Genomic DNA, 17,374 nt, shown 5'->3' with positions numbered 1-17,374 from the left:
CGCAAGGTGGGCGTGCGGAGGATCCGCCGTCCGCACCCGAAAGGCCGCGCGACGACGAGCGGCCGGCCGGGGGCGCCTCGCTCGACCTCCCCCTCCCGTCGCCCGATTAGGAGAGTTGCCCCCATGCCCACCGTCGAATCCGGCAAGCCGCGGGCCCGCCGAGGCTTCGCCGCCATGAACCCCGAACGTCGCCGCGAGATCGCCCGCAAGGGCGGCGCCAGCGTGCCCGGCGAGAAGCGCAGCTTCGCCAAGGACCGCGACCTGGCCGCCTCGGCCGGCCGCAAGGGCGGCGAAGCCTCGCGCGGCGGCGGCCGCACGCGCGGCCGCGAGTCCCAGGCTCCAGGCCCCAGGCTCTAGGCTCTCAGGAGCACGACGGCGAAGGCGGGGTGGGCGCTGACCCACCGCCGCTGGAGCCGCCATCCCGCCTTCGCCGCCAGCTCGGCCAGGCCATCCAGCGTAAACTTGTGCGAGTTCTCGGTGTGCAGGGTTTCCCCGGCCGCGAACCTGAACGTGCGGCCGGCCGCGGTGACCGCCTGGTCCTTCAGGCTCACCAGATGCATCTCGATGCGGCGCTCGGCCGCGTTCCAAACCGTGCGGTGGGCGAAGGCGTCGAGGTTGAAGTCCCCGGAAAGCTCCCGGTTTATCCGGGCCAGCAGGTTCTTGTTGAACGCCGCCGTGACGCCCAGCGCGTCGTCGTAGGCGGCGACCAGCGTCGCCTCGTCCTTGACGAGGTCGGCGCCGACCAGGAAGGCCGAACCCTCGCCCAGCAGGCGCCGCGCGCCCTTCAGGAAGTCGAGCGCCTCGTCCGGCGTGAAGTTGCCGATGGTGGAGCCCGGGAAGAAGCCCACCACGGGGCGCCCGGCCGTGGCCCGCGGCAGCTCCAGCGCCGTGGTGAAGTCCTCGCGCAACGGCGCCACCGTCAGCCTGGGATAGTCGGCGCGGATGGCGTGGGCGGCCTCGTCGAGCGCCGAGGCGCTGATGTCGATGGGCGCGTAGACGGCCACCTGGGGCGCGGCGTCCAGGAGGATGCGGGTCTTCACGCTGGCCCCGCTGCCGAACTCCACGAGGGCGGCGCCGTCGGGAATTTCCGCCGCGATCTCGCCCGCCGCCTGGCGCAGGAGGCCAACCTCGGTGCGGGTGGGATAGTACTCGCGGAGCTCGGTGATCGCCTCGAACAGGCGCGAGCCCTCGGCGTCGTAGAAGTGCTTGGGCGGGATCTGTTTGCGGGCCTTGGCGAGGCCTTCCAGAACGTCGTCGCGCAGGCTGGCCCCCTCGCCCGCCCCGTCCAGGGCCAGGCGGACGCCCGAGAACATCCAGCGCTGATGGGGATAGAAGAAGTTCCGGTAGCTGGCCCGCACGTGGCCGCCGGGCGTGACGCAGGCGCCGCCCCGCAGCACGAACTGCCCGGACATGAACTTGCCGTTGTACTCGCCCACCGCGCCCCGGGCGGGCCTGAAGCCCGGATAGGGGCCGTAGGCGCTGCGGGTCCACTCCCAGAGGTCGCCGAACATCTGGCGCAGGCCCTGGCCGGCGGACGCCGGCTGCGGGACGAGCCGGCCGGACGACAGGAATTCGCCCTCGTGCCAGGCCTGGGCGGAGGCGTGCTCCCATTCGGCCTCGGTGGGCAGGCGGGCGCCCGCCCAGGACGCGTAGGCGTCGGCCTCGTAGTAGCTGACGTGGCTGACCGGGGCGGCGGGATCGACGGGCCGCAGGCCGCGCAGGGTCATGGCCAGCCAGCCGTCCCCGCCCTCGCGCCAGTAGAGCGGCGCACGCCAGCCCTCCTCCTGGACCCTCGCCCAGCCCTCCGAAAGCCAGAACTCGGGCCGGGCGTAGCCGCCGTCGGCCATGAAGGCCAGCCATTCGCCGTTGGTCACCAGCCGGTCGGCGAGGCGGAATGGCTCCAGCCAGACCTTGTGGCGCGGCCCCTCGTTGTCGAACGCGAAGCCGTCGCCGGCGTGGCCGATCTCCACCAGGCCGCCCTCGAAACCGAGGTAGTCCAGGGGCGCTGCGATCCGGCGCGGCTCGCCGCGCGGCGGCGCATAGGCCGGGCTAAGCGGCGAGGCGGCGAACAGGTGCAGGATGTCCATCAGGATGAGCTCCTGATGCTGCTGCTCGTGGGCGAGGCCCAGGTCGAGGAGCGCGGCGTGCTCGCCCGCTCCATTCTCCAGCAGCCGCGCCATGCCGGCGTCCACGTGGGCGCGGTAGGCCAGGACGTCGTCCACCGAGGGCCGTGTGATCAGGCCGCGGGCGGGCCGCGGCTGCCGCGGGCCCACGGCCTCGTAGTACGAGTTGAAAAGATAGCCGAAGCGGGCGTCGAACACCCGGTAGCCGGGAAGGTTCGGGACCAGCAGGAAGGTCTCGAAGAACCAGCTCGTGTGCGCCAGGTGCCACTTGGTGGGGCTCGCGTCCGGCATCGACTGGACCTGCATGTCCTCGGGCGTCAGCGCGCGGATCAGCGCTTCGCTGGAATGGCGCACGGCGCGGTAGCGGGCCAGGGCCTCGGGAACGGCGGTCCGGGGCCGGTGGGCGCGGGCGCCGGTCGTCGGTTCGGTATCGCCCATGGAGCCTTCCCCTCTCGCTCAGAGCGCTGATGTGGGCGCCGAGGCGCCTGGCCACAACCGGACGTGGCGGGCTTCCCTGGGGAAAACCGCCTCGGCCCCCTTTCTCCGAACGGCGGCGCCCCGGCGAAGTTCCCGGAATCCGGGGGGTTCGGGCGGTGCGATTCCCGGAACGGGATGCAGGGGGGCGCGTTCAACCGACCGCCGAGAAGCAGAGCGCGGCAGGCCCGAACGGCCCACGGTCCCAAGCGGACGGGGCCCGCGAGGACAGCATGAGTTCGACCTTCACCTGGCGGGACGAAGTGGTGAGCCTTATCCCGGCGCTGCGGGCCTTCGCCTGGTCGCTCAGCCACAACGGCTCGGACGCCGACGACCTGGTGCAGGACACCCTCATCAAGGCCTGGTCGAACCGCGACAAGTTCGAGCCGGGCACGAACCTGCGGGCCTGGCTGTTCACGATCCTGCGCAACACCTACTACACCAATGTGATCCGCCGGCGGCGCGAGGTGCGGGACGAGACCGGCGAATACGCCGAGGGCCTGAAGTCGCCGCCGACCCAGGACTGGAGCGTGGCCATGCGCGCCCTCCAGGCGGCGCTCCAGCAGCTTCCGGACGAGCACCGCGAGGCCCTGATCCTGGTGGGCGCGGCCGGCCTTTCATACGAGGAGGCGGCCGAGATCTGCGGCTGTGCGCTTGGGACCATCAAGAGCCGCGTGAACCGGGCGCGCGCGCGCCTCCTGAAGATCATGGACGCCGACGACGCCACCGGCGTGATGGCGCTGGAATCCATGACGGCGGTCGGCTCGGCCTAGGCGCCGCCGCACCCCGGCTATTCCGCCCCTCATCGCCGTCGCGCGGCGCTTCCGCTGCGTCAGCGCGATGCGCGCCGTCGTTGGCGCGGCCGACGCCTTCGGTTAGCTGTGGACGCGCGAGCGGGCGGCCACAAGCCCGCCGCAGGCAACGGAAACGCCGAGGGGCCATGCGCGAGGATCCCATCAAGCTTCTGACCGACATCCCGTCGGTCCACGCCGCGGCGCGCGGCGACCACGTGGCGGTCGAGTTCGAGGGGCGCCGCCTCACCTACGCCGAGCTGGAGCGCCGGTCGGACGGCGTCGCGGGCCTGTTGCAGCAGGCCGGGGTGAAGCCCGGCGACCGGGTGGCGTGGCTCGGCCGCTCGTCCGAGGCCTGGTACGAGATCTTCTTCGGGACGGCCAAGGCCCGCGCCTGCCTCGCGCCGATCAACTCGCGCCTGGCGCCGCCCGAGATCGCCTTCATCCTGCGGGACTCCGGCGCGGACGTGTTCTTCGTCTCGCCCGAATTCTTCGAGTGCGCCCTGGCCGTGGCCGCGCAGGTGGACCGGCCGATCCGCCTGGTCGGCGTGGGCGCCGCCCACGAGGGGTTCGAGGACTACGCCGCCCTGCGCGACGCCGCGCCCGCCCCCGCCCTCTCCCGACCCGCGCTGGAAGACGACGTCCTGCAGCTCTACACCTCGGGAACCACGGGCCTGCCCAAGGGCGTGCGGCTGACGCACCGCAACTACGCCGCGTTCCTGGCGCTGCGGCACGAGGTGGAGGGCTTCGCCTACGCGGCCGAGGACACGGTCCTGATCCTGATGCCGCTGTTCCACGTGGCCGGGACCAACATCAGCTTCTCGGGGCTCGCGTCCGGCGCGCGCCTTGTGCTGATGGCCGAGTTCGACCCGCCGCGCGTGCTGGAGACCATCGGCGCGGCCGGCGTCAACCACGTCTTCATGGCGCCGGTGATGATCAACGTCCTGCTGCAGACGCCGCAGATCGCCGACACGGACTTCTCCAGCCTGAAGACCGTCTGCTACGGCGCCTCGCCCATTTCAGAGGCGGTGCTGAAGGCCGCGACCGAGCGGTTCGGCTGTGGCTTCATCCAGTTCTACGGCATGACCGAGACCACCGGCGCCGGGACGACCCTGGCGCCCGCCGAGCACCGGGGCGAGCTGCTGCGCTCGTGCGGCCGGGCCTGGCCGACCCTGGAGGTGCGGGTCGCCGACGAGACCGGAAATGCGCTGCCGGCGGGCCGGATCGGCGAGATCGAGATCCGCGGCCCGATCGTCATGGCGGGCTACTGGAACCGGCCCGAGGCCACCGCCGAGACCATCCGCCCCGACGGCTGGCTGCGCACCGGCGACGCCGGCTACATGGACGACGACGGCTTCTTCTTCGTCCACGACCGGGTGAAGGACATGATCGTCACCGGCGGCGAAAACGTCTATCCGGCCGAGGTGGAGAACGCGATCCTGGGCTGCCCGGGCGTGGCCGACGCCGCCGTGATCGGCGTGCCCGACGACAAATGGGGCGAGGCCGTGAAGGCCGTGGTCGTGCCCGCGCCGGGCGAGGCGCCGGACCCGGCGGCGATCATCGCCTGGGCCCGCCAGCGGATCGCCGGCTACAAGGCGCCGAAGTCGGTGGACTTCATCGAGGCCCTGCCCCGCAACCCCTCGGGCAAGGTGCTGCGGCGCGAGCTTCGCAAGCCCTACTGGGAGGGGCTTGGCCGCAACGTGGGTTAGGTCGACGCGGCGGCGCTGGGCCGTGCCTTCACCCGGGCGAACCAGTCGGTGAGCTTGCCGAACGCCGGGTCCAGCGGCTGCCCCACCACGGCGCCGAAGTCGAGGAAGCAGAACAGCAGCACGTCGGCCAGGGTGAAGCGTTCACCGGCGATCCACGGGCCCTGGAACTGGCCTTCCAGCCATTCCAGCCCATCGCGGGCGATGGCCTTCAGGCCGGGCGCGGCGGCCGGCAGGCAGCGCATGCGGCTCTCGAACATCGGCAGGCCCTCGCCGAACCGGAAACCGTTGGCCATGGGCTCGCAGATCTTCAGGTCCAGACGGCGGACCCACATGCGGGTCTGGGCCCGCTCCTGCGGCGTCCGGCCGATCAGCGAGGGCTCGGGCTGCACCTCCTCGAGATATTCGCAGATGGCGGTGATCTCGGTGACCCTGGCGCCGTCGTCCAGCTCCAGGGCCGGCGTCTGACCGGCCGGATTGACCTTCAGGTAGGGCTCGCGGCGGTTCTCGCCGCCGCGCAGGTCCACCTCGACGCGCTCCACCTCCAGGCCCTTCTCGGCCAGAAACATCTTCACCACGCGCGGGTTCGGCCCCACGGACGTGTACAATTTCATGTCACCCCCCTTATTTCGCCTTATCCACAAGGGCGCTTGTTGACTTAACTCGAAATTAAGCATTGGCGCGGGCTAGAATCATCGGTCCGATCGGCGTATAACGCCGGTATGAACGAGCGCAGTTTCAGACCCGATCTGACGGGCTCGGGCGAGAGCCTCGACGATTTCCTCACCCGCCTGAAGACCAAGCTGAGCCGGACGAAACCGCGCCCGGGCCGGGACCTGCCGCCGGACGAGGACCACTTCGTCACCTCGCGCTGGCCCCGGGGCGGCGCGGGCGGCGCGGAGGCCCCCCTGCCCCGGCCGGACCGCCCGCTGGCGGACTGCCACGCCCACTGACGGACACCCTCAGGCCGCCAGGCGGGGCTGCTCCTTGGCGGCCGACGCCGGATTGCTGAACCGCAGGACGCCGTCCTCAAGCTTGGCGTAGCGCAGGCTCATCAGGTCCATGGCGTAGTTCTGATAGAGGCGCCACGGCGGCTTGTTCCCCTGCTTGGGGAACTTGGCCATGGCCCGCTGGACGTAGCCCGACGAGAAATCCAGCCACGGCTCGTGCCTCACGGTCGGGTCGTCGTTGACCGGCGTGACCTGGCGCTGGCCGGTCTTCCTCATGTGGTTCAGCACGCGGCTGACGTATTCGCACGTCAGGTCGCACTTCAGGGTCCAGGAGGCGTTGGTGTAGCCGAAGGCCGAGGCGAGGTTCGGTACGCCCTCGTACATCATCCCCTTGTAGGAGAGCGTCTGGGACGCATCGACCTTGCGGCCGTCGACGGTGAGCTCCACGCCGTTCCAGACCTCGAGGACGAGGCCGGTGGCCGAGACGATCACGTCGGCCTCCAGCTCCTGGCCGGACTTCAGCCTGATCCCCTTCTCCGTGAACGTCTCGATGTGGTCGGTGACCACCGACGCGCGGCCGGACCTGATCATCTTGAACATGTCGGAGTCCGGCACCAGGCAGAGGCGCTGGTCCCAGGGATTATAGCTGGGCGTGAAATGGGTCTCGACGTCGTAGTCGGGGCCGAGCTCCTCGCGGACCATCTTCAGGATCCGCGCCTTGACCGCCGCGGGCTTCTCCCGGGCCATCTTGAAGAAGTACATGCCGAACAGGACGTTGCGCCAACGGACGATGTCGTAGGCGAGCTTGCCCGGCAGCACCTTGCGCAGCCAGTTGGCGAACCTGTCCTCGGCCGGGCGCGAGACGACGTAGGTCGGCGAGCGCTGGAGCATGGTGACGTGGGCGGCGTCCTTGGCCATCTCCGGCACCAGGGTGACCGCCGTGGCGCCGGAGCCGATGACGACCACCTTCTTGCCCCGGTAGTCGAGCCCTTCCGGCCACTGTTGCGGATGGACGAAGGCGCCCTTGAAGCGCTCGCGGCCCGGATAGTCCGGCGTGTAGCCGCCGTTGTACGAATAGTAGCCGCCGCACAGGAACAGGAAGCTGCAGGTGAAGCGGACGGTCTTGCCGTCATGCTCGGCCTCGACCGTCCAGGCCGCCGCCTCGGTGGACCACGACGCCCTCTTCACGAGGTGGCGGAAGCGGATATGGCGGTCGATGCCATACTCGGCGGCGGTTTCGCGCACGTACTTCAGGATCGATGGGCCGTCGGCGATGGCCTTGGCCTCGCGCCACGGCTTGAAGGCGTAGCCCAGGGTGTACATGTCGCTGTCGGAACGGATTCCGGGATAGCGGAACAGATCCCAGGTGCCGCCCGAGGCGTCGCGGCCTTCCAGGATCACATAGCTGCGGTCGGGCGCTTCGGTCTTCAGGTGGTAGCCCGCGCCGATCCCCGAGAGCCCGGCCCCCACGATCACCACGTCGAAGTGTTCGACAGCCATTCTTGTTTCCATCCCCAGAGTCCCAGGGCGGGGAAGATAGCTGAACGGCGTTCAGGTACCAGCCGAAAAAGGCCGCCCCTCGGTGAGACGGACGAGGTAGTCGGCGAGCTGGTCGGCGTCGGCCGCCCGGATCAGTCCCGAACGGTAGAGCGCCAGGGCCCCGTGCAGCAGCGACCAGACCGCGATGACCGCGTCGCGCGCTTCGGCGCCGCGCAGGCCGGGCGCGAGGCCGCGCAGGCTGAGCTGGATCACCCGGTCCGACGCCGCCTTCAGCGCCGGCGCAGCGGCGATCTGCCGGCGGTCGCGGCCCATCACCAGGGCGTAGAGGCCAGGCTCCTCCAGGGCGAAGCGCGCGTAGGCCGCCACGAAGGCGCGGCGCGGATCGTCCGCCTCCACGGCGGCCGCCAGGCGATCCGCCAGCAGGTCGTAGCCCCGGGCGGCGACGGCGTTCAGCAGGCCCTCGCGGTCGCCAAAGGGCCGGTAGAGCGCGCGGTGGGCCACGCCGACCTTCCCGGCCACCTCGCGCATGGAGACCGCCTCGGGCCCGCCGGCGCGGACGAGGCCGAAGGCGGCGTCCACTGCCGCCCGCGCCAGGTCTCCATGATGGTAGGACGTCTTCGGCTCCACGCCCCCGGATTAGGTGCGCCGGACGTGCTAGGCAACCGACATGCCGGCCACCGACCGGCCCTCGGCGTCCTGGATATCCACAGCCACGTCGAAGGCCACCTTGCCGTCCGCGTCGAGCCGGGCGCGCAGAGCCTCCGGCGACTCGGCGCAGCGGGCGGTAGCGGTGAGCAGGCCCCGGGCCAGCCGCGTGTAGCGGATGGACGCCTCCGAGGCGACAGGCCGGATCTGGCCAAGCTGGTCGGCGAAGGTTCCCACCATGGCCCCGCCCGAGGCGGCCTCGCCCAGGGTGAACAGGGCGCCGGCGTGCATGCTGCCGATGTGGTTCAAGACCTCCTGGCGCTGGTCAAGGCGGGCGCGGGCCTCGCCGGGCTTCACCTCGACCACCTCGACGCCGGTGTGGGCCGCGTAGGGAACGGAATCGAGCGCGCTCATGGGCGCCTCCTCTCTTGCATGTATCCGATGGATACATGCGGCAGGCGCAGCCTTCATGCAAGCGGCGGCGCAAACGTTATCATTGATTAGTTACCGTTGATCTGGATCAAATAGGCGCCGAGCGGGAGCGGTGATGCTCCCGGCGACTCCAGCAACCGGGCCTCCCACGAGCCCGGACCGAAGGGAAACGACGGAAGGCCCATGAACGACACCTCCACCCTGCCCCGCCCCGCGGCCGCCAAGGTCGAACACTTCGACGTCCTCATCGTGGGCGCCGGCATCTCGGGGGTGGGCGGCGCCTACCACCTGAAACAGCAGTGCCCCGGCAAGAGCTTCGTGGTGCTGGAGGCGCTGGAAAGCTTCGGCGGCACCTGGCTGACCCACAAGTATCCTGGCATCCGGTCGGACAGCGACCTCTACACCTTCGGCTACCGCTTCAAGCCCTGGGTCGGCCCGCCGATCGCCACCGCCGAGGAGATCCTCAGCTACATGGGCGAGGTGATCGAGGAGAACGACCTTTCGCCCCACATCCGCTACCGGCACCGGATCACCACCGCCACCTGGTCCAGCCGCGACAACCTGTGGACCATCGAGGCCGAGCGCCTGGACACCGGCGAGGCGGTGGCCTTCACGGCCAACTTCCTGTGGATGTGCCAAGGCTACTACCGCCAGTCCCAGGGCTACACCCCCGACTGGCCGGGCATGAAGGACTTCAAGGGCCAGATCGTCCACCCGCAGACATGGCCAGAGGACATCCAGCTCAAGGACAAGAAGGTCGTCATCATCGGTTCGGGCGCGACCGCCGCGACCCTGCTGCCGAACATCGCCGACGACTGCGGCCACGTGACCCTGCTGCAGCGCTCGCCGACCTATTTCATCCCCGGCCGCAACGCCAACGAGCTGGCCGACATCCTGCGCGAGCTGAAGATCGACGAGAGCTGGATCCACGAGATCGTCCGCCGGAAGATCCTGCACGACCAGGACATGTTCACCCGCCGCTCCTTCGAGGAGCCCGAGGCCGTGAAGCAGGAGCTGCTCGCCGGCGTCAGCGCCTTCGTGGGGCCCGAGATCACGGCCAAGCACTTCACCCCCACCTACCGCCCCTGGCGCCAGCGGATCGCCTTCGTGCCCGACGGCGACATCTTCCAGGCGGTGAACCAGGGCAAGGCCTCGGTGGTCACCGACGAGATCGAACGCTTCACCGAGAAGGGCATCCTGCTGAAGTCCGGCCAGGAACTGGAGGCGGACATCGTCATCACGGCCACGGGCTTCAACCTGAACGTCCTGGGCGACATCAACTTCGTCGTCGACGGCAAGCCGCTGAACTTCGCCGACACGGTGACCTACCGCGGGATGATGTTCACCGGCGTGCCCAACATGGTCTGGGTGTTCGGCTACTTCCGGGCGAGCTGGACGCTCCGGGCCGACCTGGTCGCCGACTTCGTCTGCCGCCTGCTGAACCACATGGACCAGAAGGGGGCGAAGAAGGTCGAGGTCGCCCTGCGTCCCGAGGACAGGGACATGAAGCTGTCCTCGTGGATCGACCCGGAGAACTTCAATCCCGGCTACCTGATGCGCGGCATGCACCTGCTGCCCAAGCGCGGCGACAAGCCCGAGTGGCAGCACAGCCAGGACTACTGGGCCGAGAAGGACGAGCTGCCGAAGATCGACTTGGACGACGCGGCCTTCGTCTACGGCGGCGTGAAGGCCAAGGCGCCCGAGCCGGCCTGACCGCCCACCAGGTCCGAAGATGACGCGGGGCCCTTCCGGAAGGAGGGCCCCTATGCGTTCCGCATCGCCTTGCACATGCGGGAGAAGGCCTCGTCCAGGGGCCGGATCCAGGCGGGCGGCACGTCGGCGACGCCCATGGCCTTGCGCATGCAGGCGGCCCACTGCTCGGCCTCGGCCTGGCCGATCGGAAAGTCCGCATGGGCCGACATCACGCAGGGCCGCCCCGGATGGCGCGCGGCATAGACCGCAGGCCCGCCCACCCAGCCCGACAGGAAATCCGTCAGCCGGACGCGCATGGGCGCGAGGTCAGGGGCGTGGATGCGCCGCAGCTCCGCGAAGGCGGGATCGCTCTCCATGGCGTCGTAGAAGGCGTCCACGAGGCGCCGGAGCCCCGCCTCCCCGCCCAGGGCTTCGTAAGGGGTGGGAACGCGGGGTTTCGCCTGGGACGCTTCGCTCATGCGCCGAGGTCTAAGGCCGCGCGCGACGGCGCCGCTTGATCGCGATCAAGGCCCGGGATTCGATGGAGAGGCTGGAACATCATGCGCCGCCTGCTGTCCGACGCCGGCAGGCCGGACAAAGCCGGGCCTCTACGTCAGCCGGGGTTGCGAGTATTTCTAGTCAACCGTCCCCTACCTAGTCCGCGACGTGAAGCGGGTTGAGGACGTGGACAGTTCGGGCGCTGACCACGCCGCTGACGCCGTGCGCTACAGGTGCCTGAGGCAGCGCCAGGGCACGTGGCAAGTTGAGATAGTCGGGCTGTACTGCCGAACTAGCGGCGCACTGGCGAAGTCGCTAGCTTCACGATATGGTTGATGGTCGCGGCTACGCCGTGGTTGAGCATGAGCGTGAGGTAAATACCTACGCGGAGCTTTGGCACGCAGCCAATGTCATGTTCGAGAAGGGCCAAGCTGACCGCAAAGGGTCGGCATGGGCATTCCTGAGCTGCCTGACGCTGAGCGCATTTGCGTTCGAGGCATACATGAACCACGTGGGCGACGCGCGGCTTGAGAATTGGGATGACCTTGAGCGTGCCTTGTCGCCGATGGCTAAGCTGAGACACCTAAGTCTCACGTTCAGGGTCGACCTTGGCGGCAGGGGCGAGCGGCCCCTCCAGACGCTGGATGAGCTGACTAAGCTGAGGAACGTCCTGGCGCACGGCCGTTCCCTGACATAGAAGCCCAAACCCAAGCTTGTGCCGTATGACGACCCCGACTTTGAACGCCAACTGAGGGAAGAGCCCACGACCCCCTGGGAAAAGAAGATCAGGGGGCCTGAGTTCGCGGCAAGGGTGCTCGAAGACCTTGAGGCGGTGTTCAGGAAGATCCACGACACGCTGCCTGAGCCAAAGGACGCCCTGTTCAGCTTCGGCTACCACACGTCGAGCAGTGGGCGGGCCTGACATGCGCGCGCCTTGGGACAAGCGCGGCACGGTCCGCCTCCAACAGTTGCCTAACAAGTCACCAGCCACGCTGCGGCGGCTGAGCGATAGCGACCTGCATAAGTTCATCGCTGGCTGGAAGCCCGGAACCACTGACTGGATTGCTGGCGATGCTGAGTTGAAGCGGCGTCAGAACGGGCTCGCGAGATGGGCGCTGGGCGCGAGCATCCTGTCGTTGGTGGTGGCGGTGATCGCGCTTTTCGTGAAGGGCAGTTGATGCCCGCGCCTGCGAGGCTCGCCGTGATCGCCTTGGCCCGCTTGGCCTACTTCTGGGCGTTCGTCGCGGTCTTCACGGCCTTCCTGGCGTTGGCTTTCCAGATGCCCTGGTTGATGAGCTACGTGCCGCGAGCCTTCGGCCAATGGGAATGGTGGTGCGCCGTGGCCGTGGCCGTTGGGCGATTTCCCCTGCTGGATGACTTCCTAGACGAGCGGCTGTAGCCGCTCCGCTGCGCCGTTGTCGCTGCGCCGCCTATAAGGAGAGAGAGGGCGGCGCAGCGACGCGCGCCACCCCATCCCCTCTGTATCTCGGTGCGCCAGGAGCGCTCGGCGCAGCGAACATGTTAGCCTGCCGCTCAGGTTCAGTGGGGGTGGCGATGACTGAGGAAGAAGAGCGGCTAGCTGCTGAGTTGGCCAAGGTTCGGGCTAAGCTCAAGCGTGAGGAACAGAACGACAAGCGAGCGGCCAAACTCCGATCTGCCGCCCTGCGCTGGCTGATTGTTCCGGGGTTCCTGGTCTTTGGCCTGTGGTTTCCGCTGAGCGACGCACCGGCGTGGGCTCAGTCCTTGGGCTTTGGGCTAGGTGGGCTGATCGCCTACGTCGTTTACACCGTTGAGCGGTTAAAGACCCAACTCAACGCCATCGGTGAGATAACCTACCAGAACTGGGAAAGAGCAGGTGGCCCGTACCACCCTGATGACTGAACCCTGCCTGCCTCAATCCCTCCCGAGCCAAAAAGGCGCAGCGAAAGTCGGTCGTCAGGCCGACGTATCTCCTCTCTGGCGCGGCGACGCTCTCCAAGAGGTACACGTAATGCATTCAGCAGCCCTTCTTCGCTGAAGCTACGAAGGGCATCCTGCTTCGACTGCAAGGTTGGTGCTAGTCCTGCGAAGCTCGTAGAGCGAAGCAGGATGGCGGTGACGGGGCCATCGTTCTTCAGGAATGACAAGGACTTATGGCCGTTTCCGAGAGGGGTGCCAACTTTGTCACCCCTCTAGGCCCCCTCAGTTGGCACACTTGGCACGCCCTCAAAACGCTTGCAGAACAAGGAGGTAACCGTGCCTGACGGGGGTGACACGAGGGGTGCCACCGTCGATGGCACTGCCAGCCCCTCGCCCATGGTAAGGAGGCCCATGGACCAGCCTCACGATCTCGTACTCGCAAACCTCGACTTCCTTCGTGACTTCCTGCGGGAGGAACGAGCGGGCACCCAGGACGCCGACCGCCAGGTGGTTCTTGATGGCCACCTCGCCACTGTGGATGATGCCTCCGAGCGGATCATCGCTTTGCAGGAGGAGTTGAAGCAGTGTTCCCCGACCAGTTCGCCGAGAACGTCGGCCGCCTTGTCGGATGGTGGGTCGTAGGTGCCCTGACCCTGACCGCCTTCGTCCGAGCCGGGCGCTGGCTGCACCGCCGCTACTACGACTGGCTGTGGCGTAGCTATCAGCGCCGGTCCCAGGCCGGGTAATTATCCCGCACCCTCGGGGGGCCGAAGGCCACCCACCTCAGGTTCCCCCTGAGGACACACGCCATGAAACCTTGAGAGCCCTCGGCCCAGCGCCGGGGGCTCTTTCGTTTTGGAGAGAGCCCCTGAACACCCTGCGTGATCGCATCGGCCGCCAGCTCGACCTCGAAGCGGAGGCTCGGGCGCTCGGCGTCGAACGCTACCGCCGCCAACGTCCGCTGCCCTGGCGCACCGACACCGCCGGGGTCGAGGACGAGGCTGACCTCCCGCCGGGCCGCCAGCTCCTGAAGCTGACCATCGAGCCTGTGGCCTCGGCGCTCCACGAGTTCATCCAGCGGGTGGCCCACGGCGGCGCTGGCCGTCGCCCCGCTGCCGCCAAGATCCTGGGCCTCGGCCGCCCCGAGGAGGTGGCCTACCTGATCGGTCGGGTGGTCGTGTCCTCGGCCGCCGTGCAGCTGTCGGCCCAGGCCACCGCCTTCCAAGTGGCGGACGCCATCATCGACCACGCCGAGATGCTGCGCCTGAAGGACGCCAACAAGGAAGGCTTCAAGGGCCTCCTCAAGTCCCAGCAGCGGAGCGGCTACTCGGGCAAGAAGCGGAAGGCCGTCCGCAAGATCATGGAGAACGAGGGCGCGAAGCTCGACTTCTCCCTGACCGACCGGCTGCACGCCGGGATGAAGGCCATCGAGCTGTTCTGCGACGCCACCGGGCTGTTCGTGCTGGACCTCCAGCAGAACGCCCGAGGCGAGGCGTACGTCGTGCGTCCGACTGAGACCGCACGGGTCTGGCTGGAGCGCCAGCACGCCCGCTGCGAGGTGCTGGAGCCGGTCCACCTCCCCATGGTGGTCCGCCCCCGCCGCTGGCGGTCGCCCTTCTGGGGCGGCTACCTGACCAAACGGCCGGGCCTGCGCCTCGCGAAGCAGTGGAACTGGCGCTACCACGAGGAGCTGCGTCACGTTGACATGGAGCCCGTCTACCGGGCCGTGAACAACGTCCAGAACACGGCGTGGCGGATCAACCGCCGGGTCCTCGACGTGATGACCCAGGTCTGGGACGGCGGCGGCTCGCTCGGCGGGCTGCCTCGCCGGGACGATCTGCCCCTCCCGCCCAAGCCGGTGGACTTCGAGACCAACGAGACCGCCGCCAAGGAGTGGAAGGCCGAGGCCGCAGCGGTCCACCAGAAGAACGCCCAGACGCTGTCCCGGCGGCTGGCCATGAGCCAGCGCCTGTGGATCGCCGCCAAGTTCGCCGACGAGGAAGCCATCTACTTCCCGCACGAGCTGGACTTCCGGGGTCGCATCTACCCGATCCCGACCGGCGGCCCCCACCCGCAGGGGGAGGACAGCGCCAAGGCCCTGCTGGAGTTCTCCGAGGGCGTGCCCCTCGGGGAGGAAGGTCCGATGTGGCTGGCCATCCACCTGGCTAACCTGTTCGGCGTGGACAAGGTGTCCTTCGCCGACCGGCTGGCCTGGGTCGAGCAGCACATGGACCTGATCCTCGACAGCGCCCGCAACCCGCTCGACGGGGAGCGGTTCTGGGCCACGGCCGACAGCCCGTACTGCGCCCTGGCCGCCTGCTTCGAGTGGGACGGCTACGTGCGCGAGGGGGTGGACTACGTCAGCCACATCCCGGTCGCCCTGGACGGGTCGAACTCGGGGCTGCAGCACTTCAGCGCCATGCTTCGGGACCCCATCGGTGCCGAGGCGGTGAACCTGCTGCCGTGCGGCGCGCCCCAGGACATCTACGCTCGGGTCGCCAAGCGCGCCCAGGAGATCGCCGACGCCACGCCGATCATCGAGATCGAGGTGGGCGGCGAGAAGGTGTCCTTCCCGAACCCGTGGGTGGGCGGCAAGGTCACCCGGAAGATCGCCAAGCGTCCGTGCATGACGTTCTGCTACTCGGCCACCCGGTTCGGGATGCAGGGCATGATCGTGCAGACCCTCCGCGAACTCGACATGGAGAACGCGGAGGCTGGTAAGCCGCCCCACCTCGAAGGGGCGGACAACTACCGGGCTGCGATCTGGCTGTCGCACGTCCTGTGGCAGGTCATCAGCGAGACCGTGAACGCCGCCTCGGCCGCCATGGAGTGGCTGCGGACGGCCGCCAAGGTCGCCGCTGAGTACGGCCTGCCGATCTGGTGGACCACGCCCATGGGCTTCCCGGTTCTCCAGGCGTACCGCTCGGTCAACGCCAAGCGGGTCGATGTCTACTGCAAGGGGAAGCGGCTCACCGTGACCCTGTCCATCGACACCGAGGAGATCGACAAGCGGGGTCAGGCCAACGGCATCGCGCCCAACTTCGTCCACTCGCTCGACGCCGCCCACCTGATGGCGGTCGTCAACCGGATGGCCGACCTGGGGGTGACCCACATGGCCCTGATCCACGACTCCTTCGGCACCCACGCCGCCAACGCCGGGCTCCTGTCCAGGGAGCTGCGGCGCACCTTCATCGAGCAGTACACGCCGAACGTCCTGGCCCGCTTCCGTGACGAGCTGGTCGCCCAGCTGCCGGACGAGCTGGTCGTGAAGCTACCGCCGCTCCCGCGCCTCGGTCCCCTGGACCTGGGGCAGCTGGAGTTCGCCGAGTACATGTTTGCCTGATACCTGCATTAGCCCAGAGAAAGGAGACCCATGCAGAACCCGTTCCTCCCCATGTTCATCGTCCTGATCCTCCTGCCGATCATCCTCGCTGGCTGCGGCCCGGTGCCCGCCGCCCAGGCTGGGACCCCACCCGCCGTCGAGAGCTACTCCGACGTGGACGACGTGGAGACTTGGCGGGACCCGCAGACCGGCTGCCAGTACCTCCTGTTCGCTGACGGCAACCTCGAAGCGGGCGGCATGACCCCGCGCCTGGACGCCAACGGCCTGCCGATCTGCCGCTAAGCGAAACCTGCATTACCCCAGAGGCTCGAATGAACCAGAACGTCCTGACCTTCACCGCTCCCACTGGCCAGCCCATCCGCACGGCGCTGATTCACGGGGAGCCGTGGTTCGTGGCGGCTGACGTGTGCCGCGCGCTCGGCCTCAACGCTGACCACACCACCAAGATCGGGGGGCGTGTTCAAGGACGACGAGGTCCGCACCGTGCGGCGCGAGCAAACTCTGTCTGACGGAGTTAGCTCCTCACTCCTGTTCACCGGCACCGCCGGGCGGCTCCGCATCCTGTCCGAGAGCGGCCTCTACAAGCTGGTGATGAGGTCGGACAAGAAGGAGGCGCTGGTCTTCCAAGACTGGGTCACGCGCGAAGTCCTCCCATCCATCCGTAAGACCGGCGGCTACCAGCTGGCCGACCACGGGCGCACCGAGATGCCCCTCCCGGCCGACCTCGCCGTCGCCATCCAGCAGCTCGCCGCCGCCCAGCGCGAGCTGGCCGACCGGGTGGTGGTGGCGCTGGATGAGTTCCGCCGTCAGATGCAGCAGCAGCGTGACGACCAGCGGATGCTCACGGCCCGCCAGCTGATCCGCTCCAAGGTTGTGACCGGCATCGGCGCCCCTGAGTTGGGCAGGAAGCTGACCACCTACTGCATGAACAACGGCATCCCCATGGGAACCGAGGAGACCGACTACGGCGACGTGAACACGTACCCGGTGTCGGCCGCCCGTGCCTGGGCTGCGGGCCGCAAGCTCGCCGCCTAAAACCTGCATTACCCCAGAGGGTGTCGATTATCCCGCACCCTCGGGGACGTGCGTCCCGATCACCCCTGAACCTGGAGAGAACCATGAACCTGATGCCGCAAGTCGCCCTGCGCCCGACCGAAGATGGCCGCCTCGAAGTGAAGGTGGCTGGCACCCCGGAGCAGCTGGCGTTCGCCTTCAACCCGGTCTTCGCCAAGAGCCTGTTCGTGACCGTGATGGTCCAGGCGGCGCTGCTCGACGAGATGAGCGAGCCCGAGACCGACACCCGCCAATAACCCCGCACCCT

At 68.6% G+C, this 17,374-nt stretch carries 19 protein-coding genes; 13 read left to right on the top strand and 6 right to left on the bottom strand.

Annotated features, from left to right (window positions below; genetic code table 11):
* Positions 1–123: 123 nt before the first annotated feature.
* Positions 124–357 carry a general stress protein gene (locus ACK4TT_RS02695; protein ID WP_409638692.1) on the top strand — a complete coding sequence of 78 codons (234 nt, stop codon included), beginning with the start codon at positions 124–126 and terminating at the stop codon, positions 355–357.
* On the opposite strand, the gene egtB is transcribed toward ACK4TT_RS02695, so the two are convergent.
* The gene (gene egtB / locus ACK4TT_RS02690) at positions 354–2,561 is read right to left on the bottom strand and encodes an ergothioneine biosynthesis protein EgtB (RefSeq protein WP_410212353.1); all 2,208 of its coding nucleotides are present in this window, start codon (positions 2,559–2,561) and stop codon (positions 354–356) included. The two genes, ACK4TT_RS02695 and egtB, sit on opposite strands and share 4 nt — an antisense overlap.
* 269 nt (positions 2,562–2,830) lie before the next feature.
* On the opposite strand from egtB, the gene ACK4TT_RS02685 reads away from it, so the two are divergent.
* Together ACK4TT_RS02685 and ACK4TT_RS02680 are read left to right on the top strand one after the other, a co-directional pair.
* Positions 2,831–3,370, top strand: coding sequence for a sigma-70 family RNA polymerase sigma factor (locus ACK4TT_RS02685; protein ID WP_409638698.1), 540 nt, complete (start codon positions 2,831–2,833; stop codon positions 3,368–3,370).
* Positions 3,371–3,537: 167 nt separating this feature from the next.
* Positions 3,538–5,097 (top strand): long-chain-fatty-acid--CoA ligase, encoded by a 1,560-nt coding sequence (locus ACK4TT_RS02680; RefSeq protein ID WP_410212352.1) that lies wholly within the window; start codon positions 3,538–3,540, stop codon positions 5,095–5,097.
* Here ACK4TT_RS02680 and ACK4TT_RS02675 read toward each other — a convergent pair.
* The gene (locus ACK4TT_RS02675) at positions 5,094–5,708 is read right to left on the bottom strand and encodes a glutathione S-transferase family protein (RefSeq protein ID WP_410212351.1); all 615 of its coding nucleotides are present in this window, start codon (positions 5,706–5,708) and stop codon (positions 5,094–5,096) included. The two genes, ACK4TT_RS02680 and ACK4TT_RS02675, sit on opposite strands and share 4 nt — an antisense overlap.
* A 108-nt stretch (positions 5,709–5,816) precedes the next feature.
* On the opposite strand from ACK4TT_RS02675, the gene ACK4TT_RS02670 reads away from it, so the two are divergent.
* Positions 5,817–6,047, top strand: a complete 231-nt coding sequence (locus ACK4TT_RS02670; protein WP_409638707.1) for a hypothetical protein — start codon at positions 5,817–5,819, stop codon at positions 6,045–6,047.
* Between the two features lie 9 nt (positions 6,048–6,056).
* On the opposite strand, the gene ACK4TT_RS02665 is transcribed toward ACK4TT_RS02670, so the two are convergent.
* From ACK4TT_RS02665 to ACK4TT_RS02655, 3 genes are read right to left on the bottom strand one after another with little or no spacing between them, the layout of a single operon-like run.
* Complete coding sequence (locus tag ACK4TT_RS02665; RefSeq protein WP_409638710.1) at positions 6,057–7,544, bottom strand: flavin-containing monooxygenase; 1,488 nt, start codon at positions 7,542–7,544, stop codon at positions 6,057–6,059.
* 51 nt (positions 7,545–7,595) lie between these two features.
* Entirely contained in the window at positions 7,596–8,171 is a 576-nt protein-coding gene (locus ACK4TT_RS02660) for a TetR/AcrR family transcriptional regulator (RefSeq protein WP_410212350.1), read from the bottom strand.
* A gap of 27 nt (positions 8,172–8,198) precedes the next feature.
* Positions 8,199–8,603, bottom strand: a complete 405-nt coding sequence (locus ACK4TT_RS02655; protein WP_410212349.1) for a DUF4442 domain-containing protein — start codon at positions 8,601–8,603, stop codon at positions 8,199–8,201.
* Positions 8,604–8,804: 201 nt separating this feature from the next.
* On the opposite strand from ACK4TT_RS02655, the gene ACK4TT_RS02650 reads away from it, so the two are divergent.
* On the top strand, positions 8,805–10,334 hold the full coding sequence (locus ACK4TT_RS02650) for a flavin-containing monooxygenase (protein ID WP_409638719.1): 1,530 nt from the start codon (positions 8,805–8,807) through the stop codon (positions 10,332–10,334).
* Positions 10,335–10,384: 50 nt separating this feature from the next.
* Here ACK4TT_RS02650 and ACK4TT_RS02645 read toward each other — a convergent pair whose 3' ends face one another.
* Complete coding sequence (locus ACK4TT_RS02645) at positions 10,385–10,792, bottom strand: group II truncated hemoglobin (RefSeq protein WP_410212348.1); 408 nt, start codon at positions 10,790–10,792, stop codon at positions 10,385–10,387.
* Between the two features lie 942 nt (positions 10,793–11,734).
* Here ACK4TT_RS02645 and ACK4TT_RS02640 point away from each other — a divergent pair.
* The 8 genes from ACK4TT_RS02640 (at position 11,735) to ACK4TT_RS02605 (ending at position 17,363) form a co-directional block, all read left to right on the top strand.
* On the top strand, positions 11,735–11,989 hold the full coding sequence (locus tag ACK4TT_RS02640; RefSeq protein ID WP_410212347.1) for a hypothetical protein: 255 nt from the start codon (positions 11,735–11,737) through the stop codon (positions 11,987–11,989).
* Entirely contained in the window at positions 11,989–12,210 is a 222-nt protein-coding gene (locus tag ACK4TT_RS02635; protein ID WP_410212346.1) for a hypothetical protein, read from the top strand. The genes ACK4TT_RS02640 and ACK4TT_RS02635 overlap by 1 nt, the downstream gene beginning before the upstream one ends.
* Before the next feature lie 155 nt (positions 12,211–12,365).
* Positions 12,366–12,692, top strand: a complete 327-nt coding sequence (locus ACK4TT_RS02630) for a hypothetical protein (protein ID WP_410212345.1) — start codon at positions 12,366–12,368, stop codon at positions 12,690–12,692.
* A 429-nt stretch (positions 12,693–13,121) separates the two neighbouring features.
* On the top strand, positions 13,122–13,352 hold the full coding sequence (locus ACK4TT_RS02625) for a hypothetical protein (protein ID WP_410212344.1): 231 nt from the start codon (positions 13,122–13,124) through the stop codon (positions 13,350–13,352).
* A gap of 175 nt (positions 13,353–13,527) precedes the next feature.
* Positions 13,528–16,053 (top strand): DNA-directed RNA polymerase, encoded by a 2,526-nt coding sequence (locus tag ACK4TT_RS02620; protein WP_410212343.1) that lies wholly within the window; start codon positions 13,528–13,530, stop codon positions 16,051–16,053.
* 30 nt (positions 16,054–16,083) lie between these two features.
* Positions 16,084–16,335, top strand: a complete 252-nt coding sequence (locus ACK4TT_RS02615) for a DUF6440 family protein (RefSeq protein ID WP_410212342.1) — start codon at positions 16,084–16,086, stop codon at positions 16,333–16,335.
* 174 nt (positions 16,336–16,509) lie between these two features.
* Entirely contained in the window at positions 16,510–17,088 is a 579-nt protein-coding gene (locus tag ACK4TT_RS02610) for a Bro-N domain-containing protein (RefSeq protein WP_410212341.1), read from the top strand.
* Positions 17,089–17,171: 83 nt separating this feature from the next.
* Positions 17,172–17,363: a hypothetical protein gene (locus tag ACK4TT_RS02605; RefSeq protein ID WP_410212340.1), complete on the top strand. Its 192-nt coding sequence runs from the start codon at positions 17,172–17,174 to the stop codon at positions 17,361–17,363.
* Positions 17,364–17,374 lie beyond the last annotated feature (11 nt).

Source organism: Phenylobacterium sp. (genome assembly GCF_046463815.1).
Lineage (GTDB): Bacteria > Pseudomonadota > Alphaproteobacteria > Caulobacterales > Caulobacteraceae > Phenylobacterium.
The sequence above is the reverse complement of the archived record's forward strand: the minus strand, read 5'-3'. Positions and strand labels throughout refer to the sequence as shown.